Genomic DNA, 11,991 nt, shown 5'->3' on the forward strand with positions numbered 1-11,991 from the left:
CCGCACTACGGTTTGCCGCATGACGCCGCTCCCGCCCGCCCGCCGGACCGCCCGTCGGTCCACCCACCGTGCCGTGGTGGCGGGCCTGCTCTGCCTGGGCCTCCTCGCCGGCTGCAGCGGCGAGGACGCCGAGCCCACCGCGAAGCCGACCGCCGCGCCGTCCGCGGACCCGGACGGCGCCGGCTCCTCCGCCCCCGCGACCGACCTCGACGTGGCGCTCAGCGAGCCCGTGGAGGACCCGCTCTACCCCGAGGTCGGCGACCCGGGCGTGGACGCGCTCCACTACGACCTGGCCCTGGACTGGGACCCGGAGTCCTCGACGCTGACCGGCGTGGAGGAGCTGACCTTCCGGGCCACCGCCGACGCCGCCGAGGTGCGCCTGGACCTGGGCGCCCCCCTCGACGTCTCCCGGGTGGCCCTCGACGGTGAGGAGGTCGAGTTCGCCCACGAGGACAAGGACCTCGTCGTCGCCGCCGAGGTCACGGCCGAGGACCGGCACCTGCTCACCGTCGAGTACGCCGGCACGCCCGAGCCGGTCTCCGCCCCCACCTCCCGCACCGACTTCACCGAGACCGGCTGGACGATCACCGAGGACGGCGAGACCTGGACCATGCAGGAGCCGTTCGGCGCCTACAGCTGGTACGCCGTCAACGACCACCCCTCCGACAAGGCGCTCTACGACATCACGCTCACGGTGCCGTCCCCCTGGGTCGGCGTCGCGAACGGCGAGCTGACCTCGCGCACCGAGGAGGACGGCCGCACCCGGACCAGCTGGCACCTCGCCGAGCCGGCCGCGTCGTACCTCGTCACGGTGGCGACCGGCGAGTTCACGATGACCGAGGACACCTCGGCCGCCGGCGTCCCGCTGACCTACTGGACCCCCGCCGGCGACGAGCGCACGCTGCGCCGGGTGCGGCGCACCGGGGCGGCGCTGGACTGGGTCAGCGAGCGGCTGGGGCCCTACCCCTACGACACCCTCGGGGTGGTCGTCGTCGACTCCGAGAGCGGCATGGAGACCCAGACCATGATCACGCTGGGCGACACGGCGTACACGACCTCGACGCCGGTGCTGGTCCACGAGGTGGCGCACCACTGGTACGGCAACCAGGTCTCGCCCCGCGACTGGTTCGACGTGTGGATGAACGAGGGCATGGCGATGTACCTCCAGGGCGTGTGGGAGGCCGAGGAGTCCGGCCGCACGGTCGAGGCGGTCATGGACGAGTGGGCGGTGTGGGAGCGGGACTGGCGCACGGCCGCCGGCCCGCCGGCCGCCTTCGACGCCGACTCCTTCGGCGCCTCGAACATCTACTACGGGCCGGCGCTGATGTGGCACGAGCTGCGCGAGCGGCTCGGCGACCAGGAGTTCTGGGCGATGGTGCGTGCCTGGCCGGCCACCCGCGACAACGGCAACGCCGGGACCGAGGAGTACCTCGCCTGGATCCAGGAGCAGACCGGGGAGGACCTCGCGGGGTTCTTCGACGCCTGGCTGCTCGGGGAGGACACGCCGCCGCGCGACTGAGCGGGGCTGCCGAACCCGGACGGAGGCGCCGACGTCATCGCGCGGTTCCACGACAAGTCGGGCCGATCGTCGTCCACTCCTGCCGAGGGCGGCGGGGCCGAGCCCCACTAGCGTTCGGGGGGTGACCCGCCTCAACGCCACCCAGCTGATCGACCTGGTCCTCGACGACGGGTCCTGGTCCTCCTGGGACTCCCGGCCCGAGCGCGGCCGGATCAGCGAGCAGTACGCCGCGGACCTGGCCCGCGCCGAGGAGAAGAGCGGCGTCGACGAGGCGGTGCTCACCGGCGAGGGCCTGCTGAAGGGCCGCCGGGTCGCTGTCGTCATGGGCGAGTTCGGCTTCCTGGCCGGCTCGATCGGGCGGGCCGCCACCGACCGGCTGGTCACCGCGATCGAGCGCGCGACCACCGAGGGCCTGCCGCTGCTCGCCGGCCCGGTCAGCGGCGGCACCCGCATGCAGGAGGGCACGCCCGCCTTCGTGCAGATGGTGCGGATCACCGCGGCCGTGGCCGCGCACAAGGACGCCGGCCTGCCGTACCTGGTCTACCTGCGCCACCCCACCACCGGCGGCGTGATGGCGTCCTGGGGCTCCCTGGGGCACGTCACCGTCGGCGAGCCCGGGGCGCTGCTGGGGTTCCTCGGCCCCCGGGTCTACGAGGCGCTGTACGGCAAGGAGTTCCCGCAGGGCGTGCAGACCGCGGAGAACCTCCACGAGCGCGGCATCATCGACGCCGTCGTCGCCCCGGAGGACATCGCCGAGATCCTGGACCGGGCGCTGACGATCCTGATGGCGCCCCGGCAGGGCATCGAGCCGGTCGCGCGACCCGCGGACGCCTTCTACGACGGCACCCCCGACATCGAGACCTGGGACGCGGTCGTCCGCTCCCGCCGCACCGACCGCCCCGGCGTGCGCGGGCTGCTGCGGCACGCCGCCAGCGACGTGGTGCCGCTCAACGGCACCGGCCAGGGCGAGCAGGACCCCGGGCTGTTCATCGCGCTGGTCCGCTTCGGCCAGGCGCCGTGCGTCTTCCTCGGCCAGGACCGGCGCACCCAGGCCGGGCACCCGCTCGGCCCGGAGGCACTGCGCGAGGCCCGGCGCGGGATGCGGCTGGCCTCCGAGCTCGGGCTGCCGCTGCTCACGGTCATCGACACCCAGGGCGCGGCGCTGTCGCCGGAGGCCGAGAACGGCGGCCTGGCCGGCGAGATCGCCCGCTGCCTCTCCGACCTGGTCACGCTGGACGCCCCGACCCTGTCCCTGATGCTCGGCGAGGGCACCGGCGGCGGCGCCCTGGCCCTGCTGCCGGCCGACCGGGTCGTGGCCGCCCAGCACGCCTGGCTCTCCCCCCTCCCGCCGGAGGGGGCCAGCGCGATCGTGCACCGCGACATCGAGCACGCTCCCGAGATGGCGCGGGCGCAGCGGGTCCGGGCCCAGGACCTGGCCGCGCTCGGCATCGTGGACCTGATCGTCGCCGAGCGGCCGGACGCCGCCGAGGAGCCGGAGGCCTTCTGCCGGCGCGTCGGCGCGGTGCTCGAGCACGAGCTCGCCGGCCTGCTGAGCTCCGGCGCCGGGTCCCCGGGCGACCGGGCCCGCCGCTACCTGGGCCGCCCGGAGCAGTGACCCCGGGCACCCGGGGCCGCTAGGTTTCCGGGGTGCCCACCCTGCGACCGATCACCCCGGCCGACGTCGAGGCCGTCCTGGCCCTCAACCAGCGCGACGTCGTCCTGCTCTCCCCGCTGGACGCCGCCCGGCTCGAGCGGCTGCGCGGCTGGGCGGACCGGGCCGACGTGGTCGACGTCGACGGCGAGGTCGCCGGCTTCTTCCTGACCTTCGGGCCCGGGACGCCGTACGACGGCGGCAACTACCGCTGGTACGCCGAGCGGTACGGCGAGCAGTTCTACTACCTGGACCGGATCGTGCTCGACCCTCGGTTCCGCCGCCGCGGCCTGGGTGGGCTGGTCTACGACGCCGTCGAGCGGGACGCCGCGGCGTACAGCCGGCTCACGCTGGAGGTGAACACCGACCCCCCGAACGAGCCGTCGCTGGCCTTCCACGCCCGGCGCGGCTTCGTCCAGGTCGGGGAGCGGGACTACGGGGACGGCACGCTGGTCGCGATGCTGGTCAAGGAGCTCGTGGCGCCCGACGCCGGGCCGACGCCCCGGTGAGCGGCGGCTCCGCCGGGCGGCGGGGGCTGCCGGCAACGATCTACCTGCTGGCCGTCGCCACGTTCGTGGTCGGCACCGACAAGGACCTGCTGGTCGGGATCCTGCCCGAGCTCAGCGCCGACCTCGACACCAGCGCGGGGCTGGTGGTGCAGCTCGCGACGGTCTTCGCCCTGACGTACGCCGTCGCCGCTCCCGTGCTGGCCGTGACCCTCGCCGGCTGGCCCCGCCGCCGGCTGATGCTGGCCGCGCTCGGCGTGTTCACGGCCGGGAACCTGCTGTGCGCCCTGGCCCCGAGCTACGAGGTGCTGCTGGCCGGGCGGGTCGTGGCGGCCCTCGGCGCGGCCGCGTTCACCCCCACCGCGGCGGCCGCGGGCGCCGCCGCCGCGGGCCCGGACCGCTCCGGGCGGGCGCTCGCGGTCGTCTTCGCTGGCTTCTCGCTGGCCTCGGTCGCCGGGGTCCCGCTCGGGACGCTGGTCGGGCAGCAGGCCGGCTGGCGCTGGGTCTTCGCGACCATCGCCGGCCTCGGGATCCTGGTCGCGCTCGGGCTGGCCCGGTTCCTCGGCCCGCAGGCCCCCGGGCAGGTGGCCGGGCTCGCGGACCGGGTCGCGGTGCTGCGCGACGCCCGGGTCCGGCGGGTGCTCGCGGTCTCCGGGACCGCCCAGGCCGCCGGGTTCGCGTTCTTCCTCCTGGTCAGCCTGCACGCCGAGCACGTCACCGGCGACGCCGCGCTGGTCCCGCTGCTGGTGCTCTGCTTCGGGCTGTTCGGGCTGGCCGGGACCTGGGCCGCCGGGCGGGCCAGCGACCGCGCCGACCCGGTCCTCGCCCTGCGCGCCGCGGTCGCGCTCGCGGCGCTCGCGCTGCTGGCGATGCCGCTGCTCGCCCGCGGCCCGGTCAGCCTGGTCGCGCTGGTCTCGGTGTGGGCCTTCGCCCAGTGGGCCATCACCGTGCCCGTCCAGGCGTGCCTGCTGCGGCTGCAGCCCGCCACCGGATCGATCGCGGTCTCGCTGAACTCCTCGGCGATGTACCTGGGCAGCGCGGTCGCCGGCCTGGTCGCGGCCGGCGCCGCCGGCACCGTGGGCATCGGCTGGCTGCCCGGCGTCGCGGGGCTGCTGCTCGCGCTCGCCGGCGCCCTCGCGCTGACGATCCGGCTGCGGCCGGCGACCGGCCAGGCGGCGGCCGGGGTGCCGCTGCCGACCTGAGCGGCTCGGCCGCTCCGCCTCACCAGCGGTTGCGGGCCTCCTCCGCCCAGCCGACCAGCCCCGCGAGGTCGACCCGCTCCCCGTCGTCGGTGGCCGCCCAGCCGGTGAAGTGGCCGAAGCACTGGTGGGTCTCCCCGGCGAGCACGACCAGGCTGGTCCGGGCGACCCGCTCGTGGAAGGGGTGGAACGTCGCCTCGACCCGCTCGCCGCGGATCCGCCACGGCCGCAGCCAGTCCTCGCGGTCGTACTCCCAGGCCAGCTCCTCGCCGATCTTGTGCAGCCGGCCGTCGACGAGCACGGCGTTCTCGGTCGTGGCGGTGCCGGCGGTCCACCGGCCGCCGAGCTGGATGCCCCGCCCGGCCGCGCTGCCGGCGGCCCAGTTCCACGTCATCGAGTACGGCCACCGGCCGCGGCCGTGGTCGAGCACCGCCCAGGACTCCCCGGCGGGCACGTCGTACGTCGTCCCGGCGAGCGTGAGCCGGCCGGTGACGGGGCGGGCCAGGTCCTTGACGGTGTACTGGAAGAGCCGGTCGCTCCACGGCACCACCACGCCCAGCGAGTCCTGCCCGGGCACGACTGCCACTGTCAGGTCGAGGGTCAGGTCGGGCGCGGTGGCCCGGATCGTGGTCCGCTCGTGGTCCTGGTCGAACACGAACGCGGTGCTGGCGCCGGACGCCTGCACCCCGCCGACCCCGCAGCGCTCCGGCAGCTCGACGCCCCGCGCGAGCGGCACCACGTCGTCGTGCACGGTCTCCACCCCGCTCGCCCGGTCCAGCACGTAGATGCCGAGCACCCCGGCGTAGTCCAGGGAGGAGACCACCAGCCCGACCACGTGGTCGGGGGTGACCACCCCCCAGTACTCCCAGCGCTTGGTCCGGCCCCACCCCCGCAGGTTGGCGCGGTGCAGCGGCCGCCGGGTCCACCCCACCGCCTCGGGGGCCAGCCGGCCGGACGGCAGGCACAGGTCGACGGGCTCGGTGATCTCGCGCTCGGGCACGGGCCCCAGTGTGCCGTCTGGGTGCCGCCGTCTGGTGGCCGCCGAGAGCACCGGTCCGGCCGCCGCGCAAGGTCACGAACGTCTCATCGACTTCGAGTCGCCCGATCGAGAACGCCGCGGCTAGCGTTCGGGCGGCCGCCGAGCCGCCCCCTCCGCGGAGCCGGCTCCGGCCCGACCCAGGCTCCGGCCCGCCGGGGGACTTCCAGATCCCCCGGCGGGTCGGTCACGACCCGGTCAGTAGAGGGTCGGTCACGACCCGGTCAGCAGAGGGTCGGTCACGACCCGGTCAGCAGAGGTCAGTAGAGCAGCGCCGTCCCCGGGTCCTCGAGGATCCCGGCCACGTCGGCCAGGAACCGGGAGCCCTTCTCGCCGTCGATGTGACGGTGGTCGAAGGACAGCGAGAGCTGCATGACCTCGCGGGGCACCACCGCGTCGCCGACCACCCATGGCATCCGCCGGATGGCCCCGACGCACAGGATCGCGGACTCGCCGGGGTTGATGATCGGGGTCCCGCCGTCGACGCCGAAGACCCCGACGTTGGTGATCGTGAAGGTCCCCCCGCTCATCTGCGCGGGCTGGGTGCGGCCCTCGCGGGCGGTCGCGGTGAGCTCGTTGAGGGCCCCGGCGAGGTCCGGCAGCGCGAGGTCCTGGGCGTCCCGGACGTTCGGGACGACCAGCCCGCGCGGGGTGGCCGCGGCGATGCCGAGGTTCACGTAGTGCTTGAGGACGACCTCGCCGGCCTCCTCGTCCCAGAACGAGTTGATCTCCGGCGTACGCCGGATCGCGAGCAGCGCGGCGCGGGCCACGACCAGCAGCGGGGAGATCCGGACCTCGCGCAGCTCGCGCCGCTCCCGGAGCCGGTCGACCAGCTCCATGGTGCGGGTCACGTCCACGGTGAGCCACTCGGTCACGTGCGGCGCGGTGAACGCCGAGCTCACCATCGCCGTGGCCATCATCTTCCGCACGCCCTTGATCGGCTCGCGGGTCTCCCGGGCCCCGGCTGTCGAGCCGCCCCCGGTGGTCGAGCCGCCCCCGGTGGTCGAGCCGCCCCCGGTGGTCGAGCCGCGAGCGCCAGCGAGCGTGTCGAGACCCGTGTCATGACCCAGCGCGGCCGCGGCGGCCTCGACCTCCGCCCGGGTCACCACGCCGTCCTCGCGGGTGGGCGTGATCGTGCCCAGGTCGACGCCGAGGTCCTTGGCGAGCTTGCGCACCGGCGGCTTGGCCAGCGTCCGGGCGGGGCGCTCGGCCACCCGCGCGGGGGTCGCCGGGACGGCCGGCTCGTCGACCTCGACGACCTCCTGGGACTGGGCGCCACCGGGGGCGAACGCCCCCTGGACCTGCATCTGGGTCGCGGCGGCCGACAGCGTGGGCGGGGACGCCGAGCCGGTGCGCGGGCGGCGGACCGGCCCCCGGTCGGCCTTGGAGCGGCCGACCAGGCTCTCGCCCTCGCCGCCGCCGCTCGCCGCCGGGTTCGACAGGTCGATCTCCATCGGCGGCGCCTCGCCACCGGTGTCGGCGTCAGAGCCGGAGCCGGGCCCGGTGCCGGACCCCGCGGCGGGCTCGCCGATCGCGATGATCGGGGTGCCGACCGGGACGGTCGCGCCCTCGGCCACCAGCAGTGCCGTCACCGCGCCGGCGTACGGCGAGGGGAGCTCGACCAGCGACTTCGCGGTCTCGATCTCGACGATCACGTCGTTGACGGCGATCACGTCGCCGACCTTGACCTTCCAGGAGACGATCTCGGCCTCGATCAGGCCCTCGCCGACGTCGGGCAGCTTGTACTCGGGCACCGCGATCCCTCTCAGAAGTCCATGGCTCGGTCGACGGCGTCCAGCAGCCGGTCCAGGTCGGGGAGGAAGTCCTCCTCGATCCGGGACGCGGGGTACGGCGTGTCGAAGCCGCCGACCCGCAGCACCGGGGCCTCCAGGGCGTAGAAGCACTCCTCGGTGATCCGGGCCGCGAGCTCGGCGCCCATGCCGAGGTTCACGTGCGCCTCGTGGCAGACCACCGCCCGGCCGGTGCGGCGCACCGAGTCCAGGACCGGGACCATGTCCAGCGGGGAGAGCGTGCGCAGGTCGATGACCTCCAGCGAGCGGCCGTCGGTGGCGGCCGCCTCGGCGGCGTGCATCGCGGTCTTCACCGTCGGCCCGTAGGCGAGCACGGTGACGTCGGTGCCGGAGCGCACCACCCGGGAGGTGAACAGCGGCTCCGGGGTCGCGGTCTCGTCGAGGTCGGCCTTGTCGGCGTGGTACTGCCGCTTGGGCTCGAGGAAGACCACCGGGTCGTCGCTGGCGATGGCCTGCTGGATCATCCAGTAGCCGTCGACCGGGTTGGAGCAGGCGACGACCTTGATGCCGGGCGTGTGCGCGAACTGCGCCTCCGGGGACTCCGAGTGGTGCTCGACGGCGCCGATGCCGCCGCCGAACGGGATCCGGATCACCATCGGCAGCGGGGAGCGGCCCTTGCTGCGGTAGTGCATCTTCGCGACCTGGCACACGATCTGGTCGTAGGCCGGGTAGACGAACCCGTCGAACTGGATCTCGACCACCGGGCGGTAGCCGCGCAGCGCCAGCCCGACCGCCGTACCGACGATGCCGGACTCGGCCAGCGGGGAGTCGATGACCCGGTCCTCGCCGAAGTCCTTCTGCAGGCCGTCGGTGATCCGGAAGACGCCGCCGAGCTTGCCGACGTCCTCGCCCATCAGCAGGACCTTGTCGTCGTCCTCCATCGCCTTGCGCAGGCCCAGGTTGAGGCCCTTCGCGAGCGTGATCCGCTGGCTCATCGCCTGCTCCCCTCGAAGGACTCGAGGTAGGCCTCGAAGCCGGCCCGCTGCGCGGCCAGCTCCTCGGTCTCCTCGGCGTAGACGTGGTCGAAGATCGCCAGCGGGCTGGGGTCCGGCATCGCCCGGCAGCCTTCCCGCAGCCGGGCCCCGAGCTCGTCGGCCTCCTCGCCGAGGGTCTCGAAGAAGGCGTCGTCGGCCAGCCCGTTGCGGCGCAGGTAGACCTCCACCCGGGCGATCGGGTCGCGCAGCTTCCAGCGCTCCACGTCGTCGGAGAGCCGGTAGCGGGTCGGGTCGTCGGTGGTCGTGTGCGCGCCCATCCGGTAGGTGTAGGCCTCCACGAACGTCGGGCCCTGGCCCTCCCGGGCCCGCTGCAGCGCGGCGCGGGTCACGGCGTAGGTCGCGAGCACGTCGTTGCCGTCGACGCGGATGCCGGGGAAGCCGAAGCCGAGGGCCCGCTGGTAGAGCGGGATCCGGGACTGCCGCTCGATCGGCTCCGAGATCGCCCACTGGTTGTTCTGGCAGAAGAAGACGACCGGGGCGTTGTAGGAGGCCGCGAAGATGAACGCCTCGTTGACGTCGCCCTGGGAGGAGGCCCCGTCGCCGAAGTGCGCCACGACCGCCGCGTCGCGCTCGGGGTCGCCGGTGCCGACCACGCCGTCGCGCTGCATGCCCATCGCGTAGCCGGTGGCGTGCAGGGTCTGCGCCCCGATCACGATCGTGTAGAGGCCGAAGTGGAACTCCTCGGGGTCCCAGGCGCCGTGGTCGACGCCGCGGAAGAGGCCGAGCAGCTTGAGCGGGTCGATCCCCCGGCACCAGGCGACGCCGTGCTCCCGATAGGTCGGGAAGACGTGGTCCTGCGGCCGCAGCGCCCGGCCGGCCCCGATCTGGGCGGCCTCCTGACCCAGCAGCTGGGCCCAGATGCCGAGCTCGCCGTGCCGCTGCAGGGCGGTCGCCTCGACGTCGAGACGGCGGACCAGGACCATGTCGCGGTAGAGCCCGCGGATCTCGTCGGCGTCGAAGTCCAGGTCGAACTCCGGGTGGTGCACACGTTCGCCCTCGGGGGTGAGCAGCTGGACGAGGTCGGGGCCGCCGTCCTGGTGCGAGGGCCCGAAGACCTCGGCGAGGTCCGGTCCGAAGCCCGGGTCTCCAGGGGAGGATGTCGATTCCTGCGTCATGGCAGCACTCCTTCTGCTCTCCGGCCGCGGGGTCGCCGCACGCCGAGGGCGGGCGGGCGCAGGGCGCGGTGGTGGTGCACCTCTGTGACCCGGCCCACAAGTGGGATGCGCCCAACCTAGCGCCGCCCCGTGCGGGCGGCCAACCGGCCCCACCCCGGCGCGGAGCCGGCTCAGTGCACCTCGCCGAGGTCCTCGTGGTCGCGGTGGCTGACCGGCTCGACCTGGAAGGTCGCGTGCTGGACCGCGAAGTGCGCGGCGACGCAGTGGCTCAGCTCGTCGAGCGTCGGGCCGACGCCGCGCTCGGCCAGGCACGCGTCGGTGACCGTCACGTGGGCGGAGAGGCTGGCCATGCCGCTGGTGATCGTCCAGGCGTGCAGGTCGTGGACGTCCACGACCCCGGGAACCCCGAGCAGGTGCCGGCGTACGTCGTCCAGGTCGAGGTCGCGCGGCGCGATCTCCAACAGGATCGCGGCGCTGTCACGGACCAGCAGCACCGCCCGCGGGGCGATCAGCACCGCGATCACCAGCGAGGCCAGCGGGTCGGCGTACAGCCAGCCGGTGGTCCAGATGACCACGCCCGCGATCACCGCGAGCACCGACCCGACCAGGTCGGCGAGCACCTCGTTGGCGGCGCCGCGCAGGTTCAGCGACCCGGTCTCGGAGCGGTTCAGCACCGCCAGCGAGATCGCGTTGGCGACCAGGCCGACGAGCGCGAACCCCACCATCGGGCCGGCGTCGACCGAGGACGGGTCGGCCAGCCGGCGCACCCCGGCCCAGCCGACGTACCCGCAGACCACCAGCAGCAGCAGGCCGTTGACAGCGGCGGCGAGGATCTCGGCGCGGTGGTAGCCGAAGGTGGAGCGAACCCCCGCCGGGCGGCTGGCGAGGTAGGACGCCCCGAGGGCCAGCACGATCGCGCCGGCGTCGGTGGCCATGTGCGCGGCGTCGGCGAGCAGCGCCAGCGACCCGGTGAGCAGGCCGCCGACGACCTCGAGCACGAGGACGCTGCCGGTGACCAGGAGCGCGATGCGCAGCCGGCCCCGGTCCTCGGCCCGCCCGGCGGCGTGCGCGTGGTCGTGCCCCATGGCGCCACTCTAGGCCGGGGCCGGGGGCCCCGGAGCAGGCCGGAGCAGGGCTGTGGCGGTCTCAGTGCCGCCCGTGCGGGGTGAGCCAGACCGCCGGGTCCGGGCCCTTCGGGACGATGCCCGAGGGGTTCACGTCGGTGTGCACGACGTAGTAGTGCGCCTTGATCTGGTCGAAGTCGATCGTCTCGCCGAAGCCCGGGGTCTGGTACAGGTCGCGGGCGTAGCCCCACAGGTTGGGCAGCTCGGTGAGCTTCTGCCGGTTGCACTTGAAGTGGCCGTGGTAGACCGCGTCGAAGCGGGCCAGGGTCGTGAAGAGCCGGATGTCGGCCTCGGTGATCGCCGCGCCCATCAGGTAGCGCCGGGTCGCCAGCCGGTCCTCGAGCCAGTCCATGGCCACCCAGAGCCGGTCGTACGCCGCGTCGTAGGCCTCCTGGGAGCCCGCGAAGCCGCACCGGTAGACGCCGTTGTTGACCTCGGTGAAGACCCGCTTCATGACCTCCTCCATCTCCTCGCGGAGGTCGGCGGGCCACAGGTCCGGCGCGTCGGGGCGGTGGAAGTCGCGCCACTCGAAGAACAGGTCGTGGGTGATCCACGGGAAGTCGTTGGTGACGACCTGGCCGCTCTCGACCTCGACGATCGCGGGGACGGTGATGCCGCGCGGGTAGCCGGGGAAGCGCTTCTCGTAGGCGTCCTTGAGGAAGTGGATGCCGAGCACCGGGTCCACCCCGTCGGGGTCGAGGTCGAAGGTCCAGCTGCGCTGGTCGTGGGTCGGGCCGGGCAGCCCGACCGAGAGGACGTCCTCGAGTCCGAGCAGGCGCCGGACGATGAGTGTGCGGTTCGCCCACGGGCAGGCCTTGGCCGCCACCAGCCGGTAGCGGCCGGGCTCGACCGGCCAGAGCGGCACGTCGCGGGGGCCGTGCTCAGGGACGCGGGCGTCGCGGGTGATCCGGTCCGGGATGTAGTTCATGTCCCGGTCGAAGGCCTTCCCCTTCTCGACGTACGTCGAGCTCGTGGGGGTCTGGTCAGCACCGGCACTCATGTCCCGATCCTAGGTGAGCGTTCAACGACCCGGGG

General features: G+C 74.3%; 10 protein-coding genes. 4 read left to right on the plus strand and 6 right to left on the minus strand.

Annotated elements, in window-relative coordinates; genetic code table 11:
* The first annotated feature begins 19 nt into the window (after positions 1 to 19).
* The 4 genes from EBO35_RS18475 to EBO35_RS18490 all read left to right on the plus strand — a co-directional run bounded on the left by EBO35_RS18475 (position 20) and on the right by EBO35_RS18490 (position 4,878).
* Complete coding sequence (locus EBO35_RS18475; RefSeq protein WP_122819027.1) at positions 20 to 1,519, plus strand: M1 family metallopeptidase; 1,500 nt, start codon at positions 20 to 22, stop codon at positions 1,517 to 1,519.
* 121 nt (positions 1,520 to 1,640) lie between these two features.
* Positions 1,641 to 3,134 carry a carboxyl transferase domain-containing protein gene (locus tag EBO35_RS18480; protein WP_122819028.1) on the plus strand — a complete coding sequence of 498 codons (1,494 nt, stop codon included), beginning with the start codon at positions 1,641 to 1,643 and terminating at the stop codon, positions 3,132 to 3,134.
* A 32-nt stretch (positions 3,135 to 3,166) separates the two neighbouring features.
* Entirely contained in the window at positions 3,167 to 3,679 is a 513-nt protein-coding gene (locus tag EBO35_RS18485; protein ID WP_241153774.1) for a GNAT family N-acetyltransferase, read from the plus strand.
* Complete coding sequence (locus EBO35_RS18490) at positions 3,676 to 4,878, plus strand: MFS transporter (protein ID WP_122819029.1); 1,203 nt, start codon at positions 3,676 to 3,678, stop codon at positions 4,876 to 4,878. Before EBO35_RS18485 ends, EBO35_RS18490 begins: the two co-directional genes overlap by 4 nt.
* Before the next feature lie 19 nt (positions 4,879 to 4,897).
* Here EBO35_RS18490 and EBO35_RS18495 read toward each other — a convergent pair whose 3' ends face one another.
* From EBO35_RS18495 to EBO35_RS18520, 6 genes are all read right to left on the minus strand, one after another.
* The gene (locus EBO35_RS18495) at positions 4,898 to 5,875 is read right to left on the minus strand and encodes a DUF2804 domain-containing protein (protein ID WP_122819030.1); all 978 of its coding nucleotides are present in this window, start codon (positions 5,873 to 5,875) and stop codon (positions 4,898 to 4,900) included.
* Positions 5,876 to 6,171: 296 nt separating this feature from the next.
* Entirely contained in the window at positions 6,172 to 7,665 is a 1,494-nt protein-coding gene (locus EBO35_RS18500) for a dihydrolipoamide acetyltransferase family protein (protein ID WP_206422613.1), read from the minus strand.
* Between the two features lie 11 nt (positions 7,666 to 7,676).
* Positions 7,677 to 8,657, minus strand: a complete 981-nt coding sequence (locus tag EBO35_RS18505) for an alpha-ketoacid dehydrogenase subunit beta (protein ID WP_122819031.1) — start codon at positions 8,655 to 8,657, stop codon at positions 7,677 to 7,679.
* Positions 8,654 to 9,832, minus strand: a complete 1,179-nt coding sequence (gene pdhA / locus EBO35_RS18510) for a pyruvate dehydrogenase (acetyl-transferring) E1 component subunit alpha (protein WP_122819032.1) — start codon at positions 9,830 to 9,832, stop codon at positions 8,654 to 8,656. The genes EBO35_RS18505 and pdhA overlap by 4 nt, the downstream gene beginning before the upstream one ends.
* A gap of 170 nt (positions 9,833 to 10,002) precedes the next feature.
* On the minus strand, positions 10,003 to 10,917 hold the full coding sequence (locus EBO35_RS18515) for a cation diffusion facilitator family transporter (RefSeq protein WP_122819033.1): 915 nt from the start codon (positions 10,915 to 10,917) through the stop codon (positions 10,003 to 10,005).
* A 61-nt stretch (positions 10,918 to 10,978) separates the two neighbouring features.
* Positions 10,979 to 11,956: a glutathione S-transferase family protein gene (locus EBO35_RS18520; RefSeq protein ID WP_122819034.1), complete on the minus strand. Its 978-nt coding sequence runs from the start codon at positions 11,954 to 11,956 to the stop codon at positions 10,979 to 10,981.
* Between the last annotated feature and the right edge of the window lie 35 nt (positions 11,957 to 11,991).

The sequence above is a fragment of the Nocardioides pantholopis genome (genome assembly GCF_003710085.1).
In the GTDB taxonomy this organism is placed as follows: Bacteria; Actinomycetota; Actinomycetes; order Propionibacteriales; family Nocardioidaceae; genus Nocardioides; species Nocardioides pantholopis.

Excerpts from the sequence above, each read along its gene's own strand:
- EBO35_RS18475 (WP_122819027.1), top strand. The coding sequence starts at position 20 with ATGACGCCGCTCCCGCCCGCCCGCCGGACCGCCCGTCGGTCCACCCAC.
- EBO35_RS18505 (WP_122819031.1), bottom strand. The coding sequence starts at position 8,657 with ATGAGCCAGCGGATCACGCTCGCGAAGGGCCTCAACCTGGGCCTGCGC.
- pdhA (WP_122819032.1), bottom strand. The coding sequence starts at position 9,832 with ATGACGCAGGAATCGACATCCTCCCCTGGAGACCCGGGCTTCGGACCG.
- EBO35_RS18515 (WP_122819033.1), bottom strand. The coding sequence starts at position 10,917 with ATGGGGCACGACCACGCGCACGCCGCCGGGCGGGCCGAGGACCGGGGC.
- EBO35_RS18520 (WP_122819034.1), bottom strand. The coding sequence starts at position 11,956 with ATGAGTGCCGGTGCTGACCAGACCCCCACGAGCTCGACGTACGTCGAG.